The 16781-nt window shown below is 65.0% G+C and carries 12 protein-coding genes; 6 read left to right on the top strand and 6 right to left on the bottom strand.

The genetic code is table 11. The features are described 5' to 3' along the window. Nucleotides 1–591 precede the first annotated feature (591 nt). The 4 genes from ntrC to glnA form a co-directional block, all read right to left on the bottom strand. Nucleotides 592–2001, bottom strand: a complete 1410-nt coding sequence (ntrC, locus tag ACNKU3_RS13560) for a nitrogen regulation protein NR(I) (protein WP_418260032.1) — start codon at nt 1999–2001, stop codon at nt 592–594. Continuing rightward, nucleotides 1994–3055: a nitrogen regulation protein NR(II) gene (gene glnL, locus ACNKU3_RS13555; RefSeq protein ID WP_418260031.1), complete on the bottom strand. Its 1062-nt coding sequence runs from the start codon at nt 3053–3055 to the stop codon at nt 1994–1996. Before glnL ends, ntrC begins: the two co-directional genes overlap by 8 nt. Before the next feature lie 301 nt (nt 3056–3356). After that, nucleotides 3357–3890, bottom strand: a complete 534-nt coding sequence (locus ACNKU3_RS13550; RefSeq protein ID WP_418260029.1) for a DUF4124 domain-containing protein — start codon at nt 3888–3890, stop codon at nt 3357–3359. A gap of 287 nt (nt 3891–4177) precedes the next feature. Next, entirely contained in the window at nt 4178–5584 is a 1407-nt protein-coding gene (gene glnA / locus ACNKU3_RS13545) for a glutamate--ammonia ligase (protein WP_418260028.1), read from the bottom strand. A 333-nt stretch (nt 5585–5917) separates the two neighbouring features. Here glnA and thiI point away from each other — a divergent pair, with 333 nt between their 5' ends. Further along, nucleotides 5918–7378: a tRNA uracil 4-sulfurtransferase ThiI gene (thiI, locus tag ACNKU3_RS13540; RefSeq protein ID WP_418260027.1), complete on the top strand. Its 1461-nt coding sequence runs from the start codon at nt 5918–5920 to the stop codon at nt 7376–7378. A gap of 73 nt (nt 7379–7451) precedes the next feature. Here thiI and ACNKU3_RS13535 read toward each other — a convergent pair whose 3' ends face one another. Further along, nucleotides 7452–9905, bottom strand: coding sequence for a protein kinase domain-containing protein (locus ACNKU3_RS13535; RefSeq protein WP_418260026.1), 2454 nt, complete (start codon nt 9903–9905; stop codon nt 7452–7454). Nucleotides 9906–9972: 67 nt separating this feature from the next. On the opposite strand from ACNKU3_RS13535, the gene ACNKU3_RS13530 reads away from it, so the two are divergent. The 3 genes from ACNKU3_RS13530 (at nt 9973) to dtd (ending at nt 12931) form a co-directional block, all read left to right on the top strand. Further along, nucleotides 9973–10536, top strand: a complete 564-nt coding sequence (locus ACNKU3_RS13530; protein ID WP_418260025.1) for a sigma-70 family RNA polymerase sigma factor — start codon at nt 9973–9975, stop codon at nt 10534–10536. Nucleotides 10537–10683: 147 nt separating this feature from the next. After that, complete coding sequence (gene typA, locus ACNKU3_RS13525; protein WP_418260024.1) at nt 10684–12492, top strand: translational GTPase TypA; 1809 nt, start codon at nt 10684–10686, stop codon at nt 12490–12492. Nucleotide 12493: 1 nt separating this feature from the next. Continuing rightward, nucleotides 12494–12931: a D-aminoacyl-tRNA deacylase gene (gene dtd, locus ACNKU3_RS13520; protein ID WP_418260023.1), complete on the top strand. Its 438-nt coding sequence runs from the start codon at nt 12494–12496 to the stop codon at nt 12929–12931. A 27-nt stretch (nt 12932–12958) separates the two neighbouring features. Here the strand turns inward: dtd and ACNKU3_RS13515 are convergent, their stop codons facing one another. After that, the gene (locus ACNKU3_RS13515) at nt 12959–13417 is read right to left on the bottom strand and encodes a GNAT family N-acetyltransferase (RefSeq protein WP_418260022.1); all 459 of its coding nucleotides are present in this window, start codon (nt 13415–13417) and stop codon (nt 12959–12961) included. Nucleotides 13418–13570: 153 nt separating this feature from the next. On the opposite strand from ACNKU3_RS13515, the gene ACNKU3_RS13510 reads away from it, so the two are divergent. Beyond that, nucleotides 13571–14368 (top strand): cyclic nucleotide-binding domain-containing protein, encoded by a 798-nt coding sequence (locus ACNKU3_RS13510; protein ID WP_418260021.1) that lies wholly within the window; start codon nt 13571–13573, stop codon nt 14366–14368. Nucleotides 14369–14444: 76 nt separating this feature from the next. Further along, entirely contained in the window at nt 14445–16697 is a 2253-nt protein-coding gene (gene parC / locus ACNKU3_RS13505) for a DNA topoisomerase IV subunit A (RefSeq protein WP_418260020.1), read from the top strand. Nucleotides 16698–16781: the final 84 nt, after the last annotated feature.

Here is a 16781-nt window from a genome sequence, read left to right as displayed (position 1 = left end):
TTGTGGGGATAGCTTCCCGAGCGCGATCCGGAATGTTCCCGCTGGAACACGCCAAAAAGCGCACATCCATGTGCAGGCTCGGGTGGCGACGTCCTGTCGCCACACGGTTCCAGCGGGAACATTCCGGCTCACACTCTACCTGCGGAGCGCGTTTCCAATCCTGATGCGGGGCAAAACTTCGGTTGTAATCGTGTCCGAAGTACCGAAGTACCGGAGTACCGGAGTACCGGAGTGCCGGAGTGCCGGAGTGAAAATATGGCAGCGTAGAGGACTGTCCGCAGGGTATGGCCTCCCGAAAACGTCCGAGGCCATGGATGGCCGAGGCCGAGCTGCCAGGGATGGCGCTTTTGCGTTTTTCGGGAGGCCATACCCTGCGGGCAGGCCGTGGACCCGAAGCACCCAATCCGAGCCTCGTAGACCCGAAGCACCCAATCCGAGCCTCGTAGACCCGAAGCACCCAATCCGAGCCTCGTGGACCCGAAGCACTATAAGAAAAAGCCGCGGACTTGACGTACCGCGGCAAAAATTCAGTAGAAGCGCAGTCTCATGCGAGGAATCAGAAAACCTCGGGGCTCATACAAACCCGAGGACTCACATCTCCAGGTCTTTCATCTTCCGTGTCAGGGTATTGCGCCCCCAGCCCAGCAGTTCCGCCGCGTCGCGCTTGCGCCCGTGGGAGTGCTGCAGGGCCACCTCGATCATGACCCGCTCGAAGTCCGGGATCGCCTGCTGCAGGATGTGGTGCTTGCCCTGGACCAGTTCATTGCGCGCCCAGCGCTGCAACTGTTCGCGCCAGTCGGTTTCGCCGCCGCCCTCGCTGCTGGGGCGGGATTCCTCGCTGGAGAGTTCCGGCGGCAGGTCCGAGAGGTGCACGTCGCGGCCCGAGGCCATAACCGTGATCCAGCGGCAGGTATTTTCCAGCTGGCGCACGTTGCCCGGCCACTCCAGGCTGGCGAGGTACTCTTCGGTCTCCGGCAGCAACATCTTCGGTTCGCCGCCCAGTTCCTCGGCAGCGCGCTTGAAGAAATGCTGCATCAGGCGCGGGATGTCCTCGCGGCGCTCCGAGAGCTTGGGGATGTGGATGCGGATGACGTTGAGGCGGTGGAACAGGTCCTCGCGGAAGTCGCCGCGGCGCACCAGTTCCTCCAGGTCCTGGTGGGTGGCGGCGATGATGCGCACGTCCACTTTGAGGGGCGTGTGGCCGCCGACGCGGTAGAACTCGCCGTCCGCCAGTACGCGCAGCAGGCGGGTCTGGGTTTCCGGGGGCATGTCGCCGATTTCGTCGAGGAACAGGGTGCCGCCGTTGGCCTGCTCGAAGCGCCCCTCGCGGCGGGCGTTGGCGCCGGTGAAGGCGCCCTTTTCGTGGCCGAACAGTTCGGATTCCATCAGGTCGCGGGGAATCGCCGCCATGTTGAGGGCGATAAACGGGCTGTTGGAGCGCGGGCTGTGGCGGTGCAGGGCGCGGGCCACCAGTTCCTTGCCGGTACCGGATTCACCGTTGATCAGTACGGTGATATTGCTGTGGGACAGGCGTCCGATGGCGCGGAACACCTCCTGCATCGCCGGCGCTTCACCGATGATCTCGGTGTGGGGCAGCTCTTCCATTTGCCGCGGTTCGCTGCTGCGTTCCAGTGCGTGGGCCAGTGCGCGCTCGGTGATCGCCACCACCTCGTCGAGGTCGAAGGGCTTGGGCAGGTACTCGAAGGCGCCGCGCTGGTAGGAGGCGACGGCGCTGTCGAGGTCGGAGTGCGCGGTGGTAATGATGACTGGCAGGTAGGGAAAGTTCTCGTGGAGATGGGCAAGCAGCGCCAGGCCATCGATGCCGGGCATGCGGATATCGCTGATGATCACGTCGGGCTGTTCGCTGCCCAGGCGCGCCATCAACTGGTCGCCGTCGGCAAAGCTTTCGTTGTCTATTCCGGCCTGGTTCAGGGCGCGTTCCAGCACCCAGCGAATGGAGCTGTCGTCGTCGACGACCCAGACTTTGGCCTGTCTATGCATGATGCGAAGTTTCCATTGGCAAATAGATGGTGAAGCGGGTCATTCCCGGTTCGCTGGTGCAACCCAGCATTCCGCCGTGGCGGGTGATGATGGACTGGGCGATAGTCAGGCCCAGTCCCGTGCCCTCGGCCCTTCCGGTGACCATGGGCATGAAAATGCTTGGCAGCAGGTCCTCGGGAATCCCCGGGCCGTTGTCCTCGATGTCCAGCCGGCAGACCACGCGGTGGCGGGTACGGCCGATGGTGAGCTGGCGCTGGGGGCGGCTGCGCAGGGTAATCACACAGTCGTCGACGTTCTCGGCTGCCTGCAGCGCGTTGCGCACGATGTTCAGTACTGCCTGGATGAGCTGGCTGCGATCGCCAACCAGTTCGGGCAGGCTCGGGTCGTAATCGCGGACCAGGGTAATGCGGTTGTCGGTCTCCGCCAGCAGCAGGTTGCGCACATGCTCGAGCACCTCGTGGATGTTCAGCTTGCGCTGGTCCAGCTGCTGGTTGGGGCCGAGCAGCCTGTCGACCAGGTCGCGCAGGCGATCGGCCTCGCGAATGATAATAGTGGTGTACTCGGCGAGATCCTCGTCGGGCAGTTCCCGGGCCAGCAGTTGGGCGGCGCCGCGCACACCCCCGAGGGGGTTCTTGATCTCGTGGGCGAGGCCGCGGAGCATCTCGCGGGTGGTTTCCTGGGCGTGGTGGATGTTTTCCTCGCGGCTGATGCGCAGTAGGCGGTCCACAGGCTGGATTTCCAGCAGCAGGAAGCTGCCTGCATCCTCGGAGACGGGTGTCAGCATCAGGTCGGCGTGGATTTCACGTCCGCTGTGCAGGATCAGGGGCATGCTGCGTCGCGCCAGGGGGCTGCGGGTCCGGATGACCTGTTCCAGCACCGTGGCCAGGGTTTCGGGGTGGGCCACCAGGCGATCGAGGCCGTGCCCGACACAACGGGCTTCGGAGGTCTCCAGGAGTACTTCACCAGAGTTGTTCATCGACAGGACCTGCATGTCGGCGTCGAGGGTGACCACGGCCGTGCTGAGGTTGTCGAGAATGTCCCTGTGCTTCGGCATGGTGCCTGCCACGTGCTCGGTTTGTAGGTTAACTGCGCTCATTCGTCATCGGGAAAGCAAAAATAGAGCCAAAAAGAGGCAGGTTCCCCGATAATTGAAAATTTGCCTGAAACTGGTGCGGATGGGGTATGTTAGTGCTAACTATCGCGATGTTTTCAGGCAATATTGCTAGTTTTGTTTCTGGCAGGGGGGTGGGGGCGGCCCTCGCCCTCACTCTGTCGCACTATTATGGTGCAATAGTTTGGGGCGGGTGTCCAGTAAGGGGCGCGGCTGCCGTTGAGCGCGCGTGGTGTGCCCCAGCCTAGTTCAGCACCGAGGGGCGCATCACATAAACGCGCACGCCCGGCGAGGTGGAGAGCACTTCCCCGTCGCTGTCGATTAGCTCGACAGTCAGGTCGTGCGCGCCGCGGAAGACGTTGCTGAGCTGCCAGGCGCCGCCGGTCTGCGGGTCTCCCCAGGGCTTGCCGTCGATGCGCAGTTGCAGGCTCTGGCCGGAATCCAGGGGTGGGGACACCGAGGCAAAAACGCCAAACTCGCCACCGCCCATGGGGATAGTCGTTTCGTTTTCAGGTGCGGTGATCTTTACCGTGGGCAGGATTGCCTCCCCCTGCACAGTCCTGGCGGCGGGTGGCGGCCTGCTGGTGATCGCGGTAGCAGGGGCCGTATTGACCGGTGGGATGTCCACCTTTTCACTGATGGAGTCGTCCGCCGGGGGTTGGTCGGTGAAGACGACGTTGCCGTCCTTGTCGGTGGTCTTGTAGACCTGGGATTGCGCCTGCGTTTCCAGTGCGGCCAGGGCCAGGGGGAGCAGGAGGGCAAAAACCGGAAAACGCATGCAGCATCTCCAAAAAATGCAGTGGTGTACTAAAGCATAGCCTCTGTCACGTGCAGTACCCACAGAAATTCCCACTAAGGAGAAATCCTTAGCCTGTCGCGTCGGGAATAGTAAAGCCGAGATAACTCCATCATTTTGTTAAAGCTCGTTTCCTTTTTAGCTAATCTGGCCGTCCGGTCAGCGTGTCTTGCCAGGGTGCCGCCCAGGCGGGTCATCGGCAGCAACATTTCCGGCCGCAACAAAAAAGCCCGCTCGGTGAGCGGGCTTTTTTGGTTCAAGGCGAAGCCTCAGACAGAGTAGTACATGTCGAACTCGACCGGGTGGGTGGTCATGTTCAGGCGCTCGATCTCGCCTTTCTTCAGCTCGATGTAGGCGTCGATGGTGTCGTCGGAGAACACGCCGCCGGCGGTGAGGAAGGCGCGGTCCGCATCCAGTGCTTCCAGCGCCATTTCCAGGCTGGAGCATACGGTCGGGATGGCCAGGGCCTCTTCCTTGGGCAGGTCGTAGAGGTCCTTGTCCGCCGCGTCGCCGGGGTGGATCTTGTTCTGGATGCCGTCGATACCCGCCATCAGCATGGCCGCGAAGGCCAGGTAGGGATTGGCGGACGGGTCGGGGAAGCGCACCTCGATGCGCTTGCCCCGGGGGCTCGGCTCGTAGGGGATGCGGATGGAGGCGGAGCGGTTGCGGGCGGAGTAGGCCAGCATCACCGGGGCCTCGAAGCCGGGTACCAGGCGCTTGTAGGAGTTGGTGGACGCGTTGGTGAAGGCGTTCAAAGCACGGGCGTGCTTGATGATGCCGCCGATGTAGTAGAGCGCTTCCTCGGACAGGCCCGCGTAGCTATCGCCCGCGAACACGTTGACGCCGTCCTTGGATATCGACTGGTGCACATGCATGCCGGAGCCGTTGTCGCCGACGATCGGCTTGGGCATGAAGGTGGCGGTTTTGCCATAGGCGTGGGCCACGTTGTGGACGCAGTACTTGGTGATCTGGACGTCGTCGCCTTTCTTCACCAGGGTGTTGAAGCGTACGCCGATCTCACACTGGCCGGCGGTGCCCACTTCGTGGTGGTGTACTTCCACGTCCAGGCCCATCTGTTCCATCGCGGTACACATGGCGGCGCGGATATCGTGCAGCGAATCGACCGGGGGCACCGGGAAGTAACCGCCCTTGACGCCGGGGCGGTGACCGATGTTGCCTTCCTCGAACTGGTGGTTGGATACCCAGGCCGCTTCCTCGGAGTGAATCTGGTAGCTGGCGCCGGACATGTCGACTTTCCACTTGATGTCGTCGAACACGAAGAACTCGGGTTCCGGACCGAAGTAGGCGGTGTCGCCGATGCCGGTGGATTTGAGGTATTCCTCGGCGCGGGTGGCGACGGAGCGCGGGTCGCGGTCGTAACCCTGCATGGTGGAGGGTTCGACCACGGTGCAGCGCAGGATCACGGTGGTATCGTCGGTAAACGGGTCGAGGATGGAGGTGCTGTCGTCGGGCATGAGGATCATGTCGGACTCATTGATGCCTTTCCAGCCGGCGATGGAGGAGCCGTCGAACATCTTGCCCTCTTCGAAGAACTCCTCGTCGATCTCCTTGGAGGGGAGGGTAACGTGCTGCTCTTTGCCGCGGGTGTCGGTGAAGCGCAGATCGACCCAGCGCGCTTCATTTTCGGTGATCAGGTTCAGAGTTTGCTCTGACATCTTGGTTCCTCCATGGGATTAAATACGGGACTGCATGCCGGCCTGCGTGCACAGGACTTCCGGATCGGCGCCGGGGGCCGACCGAAACTGTTCGGCAGACTCAAGAATAGCAAGAGATCCGCCGACGGGGTGGTTCACGCAAGCATATGCAAGGCGTCGATATATAATCGTTGTTTCCAGTCCTGCCTGGCATATCGCACCATTACAGGCGTCCATTACACGTTGCTGTGCCGTGCTCGCTGGCAACCTGGAGGTGGCGGTCGCGCGACGTGATTCGCGCCGCGAGTTCCGTATAATACGCAGCCCCATGGACTCGACACTAGCCCCCCCGCAATGAAATATATCGTCAAGTTCTTTCCCGAGATCACCATCAAGAGCAAGCCGGTGCGCAAGCGCTTTGTAGCCCACCTGCACGAGAACTTGAAAGCGGTGCTCACGGAAATCGACCCCGCCGTGCAGGTCAAGCGCGGCTGGGACCGGCTGGAAGTACTGACGGCCGGTGACAGCGAGCTGTGTGCCCGGCTGGTGGAGGCCATGCAGCGTGTCTCGGGCATCAACGCTATCCTCGAAGTGGTGGAATACCCCCTGCCCGAACTGGACGCCATCGCCGACGCGGTACTGCCGGTCTACGCCAGCCGCCTGGAGGGCAAAACCTTCGCGGTGCGCTGCAAGCGCAACGGCCACCACGACTTCACCTCCATGGACGTGGAGCGCGGGGTGGGCGGCGCGCTGCTGGCCCGCAGCGGCGCGGCAGGCGTGAAACTGAAAAACCCGGACGTCGAAGTGGCGCTGGAGATCAGCAAGAAAACCCTGTTCGTGGTGGGCGAGCGCTACAAGGGCCTCGGCGGCTACCCGGTGGGCAGCGTCGAGCCGGTGATCTCGCTGATCTCCGGCGGCTTCGACTCGCCGGTGGCCAGCTACCTCACCATGCGCCGGGGCATGCGCACCCATTTCCTGTTCTTCAACCTCGGCGGCCGCGACCACGAACTGGGGGTGAAGGAGGTGGCTCTCTACCTCTGGCACAAGTACGGCTGCAAGCAGCGGGTACTGTTCATCAGCGTGCCCTTCGAGGAGGTGGTGGCGGAGCTGCTGACCCGGGTGGAGGACAGCCAGATGGGGGTTATCCTCAAGCGCATGATGCTGCGCGTGGGTAACCGCATTGCCGAAGAACTGGAAGTGGACGCCCTGGTCACCGGCGAGGCGGTCGCCCAGGTCAGCAGCCAGACCCTGCGCAACCTGTCGGTAATCGACGAGGTGTCCGAGCGCCTGGTGCTGCGTCCGCTGATCGCCTCGGACAAGGAGGACATCGTCGCCATGGCCAACAATATCGGCACCGGCGAGTTCGCCGCCAATATGCCGGAATACTGCGGCATCATCTCGGTCAATCCCACCACCCGGGCGCGGCTGGAGCGGGTGCAGGCCGAGGAGGCGCGCTTCGACATGGCGATACTCGACCGCGCTGTCGCCAACAGCCGCAAGGTGCGTATCGACCGGCTGGCGGAGGAAGACCTGGAGCGCAGCGAGGTTGAGGTGCTCACGGTGCCGCTGGCCGAGAGCGTGATCATTGATATCCGCCACCCCGAGGAAGAGGAGAACGCCCCCCTGCAGGTGCGCGGCGAAGTCCTCAGGATCCCCTTTTACAAACTGCACAGCGTGGCGGCCGACCTGCCCGCCAATAAAACCTACATGCTCTACTGCGGCAAGGGTGTGATGAGCCGCCTGCACGCCAGCCACCTGCTCGCCGAGGGGCGTTTGCAGGTGAAGGTTTACGCACCCACGGCACTTCGGAAGTAATAAAAGGGGGCGAAACAAAAGGGGTCAGAGTCAAGACTCTGACCCCGGTCTCACTCCGTCCCTGACCCTGGTCCTACTTTAGCTCCCCCAGCTCCCGGTAGGTCTCGTCGAGGATCTTGCGGGTGACCTGCGCGGTCGGGTGTAGCGGACCCAGCTGCTCCGATTGCAGCCGGTAGCTGTCCTCCAGCAGGGCCAGCGCCTCGTCGAAGCGCCCCTGCTGGCGGTAGAGCCGCGCCAGTTTGGCCTGGGTCTGCAGGGTCTCGATATGCTCCCGGCCCAGTACCTCGCGGCGCCTCGCCAGCACGGTGAGGAACTCTGCTTCCGCTTCCTGCAGGCGGCCCAGGCCGCGCAGGGTGTCGGCGTAGTTGTGCCGGGAGCGCAGGGTCACCGGATGGTCTGCGCCGTAAACCGCGGTCGCCTGGGGGATATGCCGGCGGATCAGGGGCTCGGCCTCGGCGTAGTGCCCGCGCGTCTCCAGCACGGAACCGAGGGCGGAAAGGCAGCTCATGGTCACGGGATGGCGCTCCCCGAGTGCCGCCTGGCCGGTGTCGTAGCAGGCCTGGTAGTAGGCCTGGGCCTGGTCATAGCGCTCCAGCCAGTGGTTGAGCACCCCGATATTGAGCTGTGCCGTCAGGGTGTTGCGGTGCTGCGGGCCGTAAAGCGCCCCGGTCTCCCGGTACAGTTCGGCAAATTGCGCCAGTGACGCCTCCAGCTTGCCGGTCATATGCAGGGCCCCGGCGTAACGGTTGAGGGCGTCGAGGATGAGCGCCGGGTCCGGCGGTTCGAGCCGGCGGGCCAGCGCCAGCGCTTCCCGCGACAGCTCCAGTTTCTCCGCGTTGCGGAATTGCAGGCTGTAGAGGTCTGCCAGGGCCAGCATGGCGAGTATCTGTTCCCGCGTATCGTTCACTTCTCCGCTGCGGTGCAGGCGGATGGCGGCGTCGAGGTGCTCCTCGGCCTGTGGCAGTTGCGCCAGCGCGGTATAGGAGGCGCCGATCACCCGCTGCAGGGCGGCGGTGACCTCCGGGGGGCGCGGCGCGTCGGTCACCGGGGTGTCGAGCTGGCCCGAGGCGCTGTCGAGGATTTCCCGCACGCTGATTTCCCGGCCCTGGGCCCGCTCCGGGTCCACGCCCTGGAACATATCCTCGAGGAAGCCGGAAATGGCCCCGGCCCGCTGCAGTTGTTGCCGGGCCAGGTCGCGCTGCTGGCGCAGGCTTTCCGCCTGCTTTACCAGTATCGCCCCGGAAACCGTGATGGACAGCGCGAGCAGGCACATGGCGGCACTGGCGACCCGGTTGCGGGCGATAAACCGGGAGGCGACATAGCCGAAGGAGGCGGGCCGGGCGCGCACCGGGCGCCGTGCCAGGTAGTTGTCGATATCCTGGCCGAGCAGGGCGGCGCTGGGGTAGCGCCGGTCCGGTTCCCGGCGCAGGGCCATCAGGCAGATATTGTCGAGGTCGCCTTTCAGTTGCCGGGGCCAGTACCCGGGCATGGGCTCCGGCCCGGTCCTGTCCGCTCCCGGCCCGCCGCGCGTTCGCGTGCGTGTCTGGCTGGGCGCGGTCGGGCTGTCCTCGAGGATCGCGCGAATGACCGCGTGGTCGGGGATGTCCTCCCGCTCGAAGGGGCGGTGTCCGGTGAGCAATTCGTAGAGCACGACGCCGAGGGCATAGACGTCGCTGGCGGTGCTGACCGCCTCGCCGCGCAATTGCTCCGGGCTGGAATAGTGCGGCGTCAGCAGCCGCTCGGCCACCGCGGTCTGTGGCTGGCTCGCATCCACGCGGGACTGGTCGAGTATCTTGGCAATGCCGAAGTCCAGCAGGCGCGGCTCGCCGGCGGCGTTCACCAGGATGTTCGAGGGCTTGATGTCCCGGTGCACCACCAGGTGCTGGTGGGCGTAGTCCACTGCGCCGCAGACCCGGCGGAACAGCTGCAGGCGCTGGCGCAAATCGAGCTTGTGGCGTTCGCAGAACACGTCGATCGGCAGGCCCTGGATATACTCCATGACCAGGTAGGGGGTGCCGTCTGCGGTACTGCCGCCATCCAGCAGGCGGGCGATATTGGGATGCTCCAGGGTGGCGAGAATCTGCCGCTCGGCGGCAAACCGGGCGGCGGCATCGTCGCCACCGTACAGCCGGGTGCGGATCAGCTTGATCGCCACCTGCTTGCTGAACGCCTGGTCCGAGCGTTCCGCGAGGTAGACATCGCCCATGCCGCCCTGGCCGAGGGTGTCGAGGATACGGTAGGCGCCGATCACGGTGCCCTGGCCCAGTGCCGGAGCGTGGACGAAAAGCCGGGCGGCCTCGCTGACGATGTCCGCCCCGATGTCGTCCGTCCCGTCGTGGGCCAGCAGTGTTTCGACTGCCTCGCGCAGGCCGGCATCGCCCGCGCAGGCTTCCTCCAGGAATTGCGGACGCTGCGCTGCGGGTAGTTCCAGCGCCCGGTTGAACAGTGCCTCGACGCTGTCCCAGTTGGGTGGGTGACTGCTGATGGGACGAATTTCCTTGTACAGGCCGCAGATAGTCGGCGTCATGATAGCAGTGTGTTATAACTTCTCCCCACAACCTGAAAAGCAGCCTGGCCGGGGGTGACGCGCGGCGATGAGTGAGCAGTTCACCCGCTTGCTGAATAATTGGAAAAACGGGGACAGCAACAGCATGGATCAGCTCGGTGAGGTGATCTACGCGGAGTTGCGCCGGCTGGCCGCGATTTCCATGCGCGCCGAGCGCCCCGACCATACCCTGCAGCCCACCGCCCTGGTCAACGAGGCCTTCCTGCGCTTGCACGTTGCCGAGGTGGAATTCAGTGATCGCCGCCATTTCTATGCCCTGGCCAGCCGCATGATGCGCCGGGTGCTGGTGGACCACGCCCGCGGCGCGCGTCGCGACAAGCGCGGCGGCGGCGCGCTGCACGTCACCCTGCGCGAAGGGCTGGTGGATGCCGCGCTGGACGATTCGCGCTTGCTGGAACTTGATGACGCGCTCTCCCGCCTGTCCCGCCACGACCCGCGCAAGGCGGAGATCATCGAGCTGCAGTATTTCGCCGGCCTCACCGCGCAGGAGATCGCCGAGGCCTACGGCCTGTCCAGCCGCACGGTGGAGCGGGATGCGCGCTTCGCCCGGGCCTGGCTGGGGCGCGAGCTCGACTCCGGTGCCCGGGCCTGACGGGCCGCGGCCCGGCGGGTAGCGAACGCTCCGGGCGGGTTTCCCGCTTGTGACATACTGCCGTGACCGCGGCTGCGAATGTCGCCATCGCTAGTGTATAATCCGCGGCCATTTTGACCAGCTGCCCCGCCGGGCCCGGATTTCCCCGTGATTGAGAATCTTCGCAACATCGCCATCATCGCCCACGTCGACCATGGCAAAACCACCCTTGTGGACTGCCTGCTGCAGCAGTCGGGTACGCTGGATCGCCGCTCCGAGGGCGCCGAGCGCGTCATGGACTCCAACGACCAGGAAAGAGAGCGCGGGATTACCATCCTGGCCAAGAACACCGCCATCAAGTGGGGCGACTACCGCATCAATATCGTGGATACACCCGGACACGCCGACTTCGGCGGCGAGGTGGAGCGCGTACTGTCGATGGTGGACTCCGTGCTGCTGCTGGTGGACGCGGTGGACGGCCCGATGCCGCAGACCCGTTTCGTTACCCAGAAGGCCTTCGAACAGGGCCTCAACCCGATCGTGGTGATCAACAAGATCGACCGCCCCGGCGCCCGTCCGCACTGGGTGATGGACCAGGTCTTCGACCTCTTCGACAGCCTCGGTGCGACTGAGGAACAGCTCGATTTCCCGGTGATCTACGCCTCCGCCCTGAACGGCATCGCCGGTGAGGACGACACCGACCTGGCCGAGGACATGACGCCCCTGTTCCAGATGGTCGTGGACAAGGTCAAGTCGCCGGAAGTGGACCCCGAGGGGCCCTTCCAGATGCAGATTTCCGCGCTGGACTACTCCAGCTACGTGGGTGTCATCGGCGTCGGCCGCATCACCCGCGGCACCCTCAAGCCCAACCAGCAGGTGGTGGTCCTGGACCGCGAGGGCAACTCGCGCAAGGCCAAGGTCCTGCAGGTGATGGGCTACCTCGGTCTGGAGCGCAGCGAAGTCGAGCTGGCCAGCGCCGGCGACATCGTCTGCATCACCGGCGTCGGCGAGCTGAACATCTCCGACACCCTGTGCAGCCCGGAAAACCCCGAGGCCCTGCCCGCCCTGACCGTGGACGAGCCCACCGTGAGCATGACCTTCCAGGTCAACGACTCGCCCTTCGCCGGCAAGGAAGGCAAGTTCGTCACCAGCCGCAACATCAAGGAGCGCCTGGACCAGGAGCTGATCCACAACGTGGCCCTGCGCGTCGAACAGGGCGACAGCCCGGACAAGTTCAAGGTCTCCGGCCGCGGCGAACTGCACCTGTCGGTGCTGATCGAGAACATGCGCCGCGAGGGCTTCGAGCTGGGCGTATCCCGTCCGGAAGTGGTACAGAAGGAAGTCGACGGCGAGATCCAGGAGCCCTACGAGCAGGTGGTGATCGACGTAGAAGACCAGCACCAGGGGCCGATCATGGAAGAGCTCGGCCTGCGCAAGGCGGACCTCACCAATATGGAACCGGACGGCAAGGGCCGGGTGCGCCTGACCTTCGTGGTGCCCTCCCGCGGCATGATCGGCTTCCGCTCCCACTTCCTGACGCTGACCAGTGGTTCCGGCATCATGACCAGCATCTTCGACCACTACGGCCCGGTGAAAATGGGCGACGTGGGCAAGCGCACCAACGGCGTGCTGGTTTCCATGGTCAAGGGCAAGACCCTGGCCTACGCCCTGTTTACCCTGCAGGACCGCGGACGCCTGTTCCTCGGCCACGGCGAGGACGTCTACGAGGGCCAGATCGTCGGCCTGCACTCCCGCGCCAACGACCTGGTGGTCAACCCGACCAAGGCCAAGCAGCTGACCAACATCCGCGCCGCCGGTACCGACGAGGCGCTGACCCTGACCCCGCCGGTACGCCACACCCTGGAGCAGGCGCTGGAGTTCATCGAGGACGACGAACTGGTCGAGGTGACCCCGGAGAGCATCCGCCTGCGCAAGAAACTGCTGCTGGAGCACGAACGCAAGCGCGCCAGCCGCTGAGATGAAGGCGCTGCTGCAGCGGGTCAGCGCGGCGCGGGTCGAGGTGGGCGGTGAAACCGTCGGCGCCATCGGTCCGGGCCTGCTGGTGCTGCTGGGGCTGGACAAGGGCGACGACCTCGCCCTCGCCGGGCGCCTGCTCGACAAGCTGCTCGCCTACCGGGTGTTTGCCGACGACGAGGGCCGCATGAACCGCTCGGTGGCGGACTGCGCCGGCGGCGTCCTGCTGGTCTCCCAGTTCACGCTCTCTGCTGATACACGCAAAGGCTTGCGGCCGAGCTTCTCCTCGGCGATGCCGCCGGCGGAGGCGGAAGCCCTTTACGACCGGATTTGCCAGGAACTGCAGGCGCGACATGCCAACAGTGCCTTCGGCCGTTTCGGGGCCGACATGCAGGTCTCCCTGACCAACGACGGCCCGGTGACCTTCCTGCTGGAAGTGTAACTGCGACGTTCCATTCCCTGCCGGGCATCAACCGGCATTACATTGCAGCACCATCTCCAGGTGCGGAATCCCGTCCAGGTCGTAGACCTCACCCTCGGTGACAAAGCCGAGTCCGCCGTAGAACGCCTCCAGGTGGGCCTGGGCGTGGATGCGGATGTTCGACTGCGGCCACAGGGCGAGGTTGTGGGCGATACCGCGCCGCACCAGCAGTTTGCCCAGCCCGGTACCGCGGGCCTGCGGTCCTACCACGATGCGCCCGAGGGTGCTCTCGATTTCCTGCAGTCCGGGGGGCAGGCAGCGCTGGTAGGCGAGCAGGGTGCCGCCGTCCCAGACCAGCATGTGGATCGCCGCCTGGTCGAGGTCGTCGAGGTCGAGGTAGATACTGGTCTGCTCCACCGCGAATACGGCCTGGCGCAGGCGCAGGGCCGCGTAGAGTTCGCGGTTGTCGAGGTCGGTAAAAGTGGCCGTTTGCCAGCGTTGTTTCATGGTTTGGTGGTCTCGCTTGCCGCTTATGGCGTTCTCCCCTCCGGGAGAAGTTGCTACTATAGGCGCCACCTCGCTGCGCGAACAGGGTCGTTGCCGGCGCAGTGGGAAAGCGGCGACAGCGACAGGCGCTGGCGCCCGGAATGAGGTAGGCCCATGCTGGCGAATGCCGAACTCGCACAGGATTTCACCATCCTCGGCGAGCAATATAAAAAACTGGTCAAAGCCCTGCTGGAGTCGGTCAACATGCCCGCGGTACCGGTCGAAGTCGCGCCGACACCGAGCGGCAACTTCCGCGGTTTCGATGGCAACCAGTTCTACGTGGTGGAAACCGGTGACCTGGTGGCCCGCTACCAGGGGCGCACGGTCTACCTGCTGCAGGCCGGGGACATCCTGCTGCCCGATATCGCCGGTGCCTCCGAGGAGGACGCCACGGTCTATTACGGCAGCGAGCATGGCGCCAAACTGTCGGCCTATCCGGCCCTGGAGTTCATGCGCCGGGTGTTCGAAGACGGCAACGCGGTGCGCCTGTGGACGCGCCTGCTGGTGACCTATGCCGGCCTCAACCTGCGGGTGGCCGCCGCCTTCGTCCCGGAAAGCGCCGGCGCCACGCCGGGTTTCGAGGTCTACCACCCCGGGGAGGACATCATCCGCCAGGGGGGGCGCGCGGACTTCGTATTCCACATGTCGGCGGGGACCGCCGAGGTGCTGGTCGACGACGTGGTGGTGGGGCGCATCGGGCAGGGTGAGATTTTCGGCGCCATGGCGGCGCTCACCCACGCCGACCGCAGCGCCACCGTGCGGGCCAAAACCGATTGTTCCGTGGTGAAGGTGCCGAAGGAACAGTTCACCGAGTTGATCAAACGCAACCCGGCGACCATTCACAGCCTGCTGGTGGACATGGCCAACGCCATCGCCAACCTCAACCAGCAGCTGGTGAGCCAGCGGGGTTGAAACCCCCGCGCCGTCGCCGGTTCAACCAGATGTAGCGGCCCGCAGTGCGCGGGCGTATTAGCAGATCGGAAAAACCATGACTGATATTGTAAGTATCGACGAGGACGGCATCGAGCAGGTGTCCCTCAAGACCTACACGGAGAAGGCCTACCTGGACTACTCCATGTACGTGATCCTGGACCGCGCGCTGCCGAATATCGGCGACGGCCTCAAGCCGGTGCAGCGGCGCATCGTCTACGCCATGAGCGAACTGGGGCTGAAAGCCACCGCCAAGTACAAGAAGTCCGCGCGCACCGTCGGCGATGTCATCGGCAAGTTCCATCCCCACGGCGACAGCGCCGCCTACGAGGCCATGGTGCTGATGGCCCAGGACTTCAGCTACCGCTACCCGCTGGTGGACGGGCAGGGCAACTGGGGTTCCCCGGACGACCCGAAATCCTTCGCCGCCATGCGCTACACCGAATCGCGCCTGACGCCCTACGCGGAAGTCCTGCTGTCCGAACTGGGCCAGGGCACCGTGGACTGGGTGCCGAACTTCGACGGCACCATGGACGAACCCTCCGTGCTGCCGGCCCGGGTGCCCAACGTGCTGCTCAATGGCACCACCGGGATCGCGGTGGGGATGGCGACCGATATCCCGCCCCACAACCTGCGGGAAGTGGTGACCGCGGCCATCCGCATGCTGGAGGCGCCGAAGTCCACCGTGCGCGAGCTCTGCGAGCACGTGCTGGCGCCGGACTTTCCCACCGAGGCCGAGATCATCACCCCCCGCGAGGACATCATCGCGATGTATGAAAGCGGCCGCGGCGCCCTCAAGATGCGCGCGGTCTGGGAGCAGGAGGACGGCGATATCGTGGTCAGCGCGCTGCCCTACCAGGTCTCCGGGTCGCGGGTGCTGGAGCAGATCGCCCAGCAGATGCAGGCGAAGAAACTGCCCATGGTCGCCGACCTGCGCGACGAATCCGACCACGAGAATCCCACCCGCCTGGTCATCGTGCCGCGCTCCAACCGGGTCGATGTGGAGGCGGTAATGGGCCACCTGTTCGCCACCACGGACCTCGAGAAGAGCTACCGGGTGAACCTCAACATGATCGGCATCGACGGCCGGCCCGCGGTGAAGGGGCTCGACCGCATCCTCAGCGAGTGGCTGGAATTCCGCAAGGAGACCACCCGCCGGCGCCTGCAGTACCGGCTGGAGCGGGTGGAAAAACGCCTGCACATCCTCGAGGGTTACCTGGTCGCCTACCTCAATATCGACGAGGTCATCCACATCATCCGCACCGAGGACAAGCCCAAGCCCGCGTTGATGCAGCGCTTCGGCATCACCGACGTGCAGGCCGAGGCGATCCTCGACCTGAAACTGCGCAACCTGGCCAAGCTCGAGGAAATGAACATCCGCGCCGAGCAGGACGAGCTGAGCGCCGAGCGTGACAGCCTGCAGCAGATACTCGGCTCCGACGCGCGCCTGAAAACCCTGATGAAAAAGGAGCTGCTGGCCGCCGCCGAGGAATACGGCGACGAGCGCCGCTCGCCGCTGGCGCAGCGCGACGAGGCGCGGGCCTTCAGCGAGCTGGAACTGACCACCTCGGACCCGATCACCATCGTGGTCTCGGAAAAGGGCTGGATTCGCGCCGCCAAGGGCCACGACATCGACCCCACCAGCCTCAGCTACAAGTCCGGCGACAGCTTCAAGCTGGTGGCCAAAGGGCGCAGCAACCAGCCCACGGTGGTATTCGACTCCACCGGCCGGGCCTACACGCTGGCCTCGCACAACCTGCCCTCTGCCCGCGGCCAGGGCGAACCGCTGACCGGGCGGATCAACCCGCCCTCCGGCGCCACCTTCGAGGGGGTGCTGACCGGCAGCGACGAGCAACTCTACCTGCTGGCCTCGGACGCCGGCTACGGCTTCGTCGCCAAACTGGCGGACCTGCAGGCCAAGAACAAGGCAGGCAAGGCCGTGCTCAACCTGCCCAAGGGCGGCCGGGTCATGCAACCGGCGCCAGTGCCGGCGAATCCCGAGGGCAGCTGGGTCGCGGCGGTATCCAACGAGGGGCGCCTGCTGGTGTTCCCGCTGGCCGATCTGCCGCAGATGGCCCGCGGCAAGGGCAACAAGATCATCGGCATTCCCTCGGCGCGGGTTCAGTCCCGTGAGGAATACATGATCGCGGTGCAGGTGCTGGGCGAGGGCGATTCACTGGTGGTCTATGCCGGCAAGCGCCACCACCGGCTCAAACCGGCTGACCTCGAGCATTATCGCGGCGAGCGCGGCCGGCGCGGCAACAAACTGCCGCGCGGATTCCAGCGCGTCGAGGCGATGGTGATCGAGTAATCGCCGCCGGGGAGGGCAGCGGCCGGGGATGTGCCGCTGCGCTTGTCGCGCAATCCGGCCCGCATGTGGGAGCCGCTGCCCGGA

It is taken from the genome of Haliea sp. E17 (assembly GCF_048323675.1).
In the GTDB taxonomy this organism is placed as follows: domain Bacteria; phylum Pseudomonadota; class Gammaproteobacteria; order Pseudomonadales; family Halieaceae; genus Mangrovimicrobium.
The sequence above is the reverse complement of the archived record's forward strand: the minus strand, read 5'-3'. Positions and strand labels throughout refer to the sequence as shown.

Coding starts and splice junctions, on each gene's coding strand:
- parC (WP_418260020.1), top strand. CDS start 14,445: ATGACTGATATTGTAAGTATCGACGAGGACGGCATCGAGCAGGTGTCC.
- glnL (WP_418260031.1), bottom strand. CDS start 3,055: ATGCCGAAGCACAGGGACATTCTCGACAACCTCAGCACGGCCGTGGTC.
- ntrC (WP_418260032.1), bottom strand. CDS start 2,001: ATGCATAGACAGGCCAAAGTCTGGGTCGTCGACGACGACAGCTCCATT.
- ACNKU3_RS13530 (WP_418260025.1), top strand. CDS start 9,973: ATGAGTGAGCAGTTCACCCGCTTGCTGAATAATTGGAAAAACGGGGAC.
- ACNKU3_RS13515 (WP_418260022.1), bottom strand. CDS start 13,417: ATGAAACAACGCTGGCAAACGGCCACTTTTACCGACCTCGACAACCGC.
- glnA (WP_418260028.1), bottom strand. CDS start 5,584: ATGTCAGAGCAAACTCTGAACCTGATCACCGAAAATGAAGCGCGCTGG.
- thiI (WP_418260027.1), top strand. CDS start 5,918: ATGAAATATATCGTCAAGTTCTTTCCCGAGATCACCATCAAGAGCAAG.
- ACNKU3_RS13535 (WP_418260026.1), bottom strand. CDS start 9,905: ATGACGCCGACTATCTGCGGCCTGTACAAGGAAATTCGTCCCATCAGC.
- dtd (WP_418260023.1), top strand. CDS start 12,494: ATGAAGGCGCTGCTGCAGCGGGTCAGCGCGGCGCGGGTCGAGGTGGGC.
- ACNKU3_RS13510 (WP_418260021.1), top strand. CDS start 13,571: ATGCTGGCGAATGCCGAACTCGCACAGGATTTCACCATCCTCGGCGAG.
- ACNKU3_RS13550 (WP_418260029.1), bottom strand. CDS start 3,890: ATGCGTTTTCCGGTTTTTGCCCTCCTGCTCCCCCTGGCCCTGGCCGCA.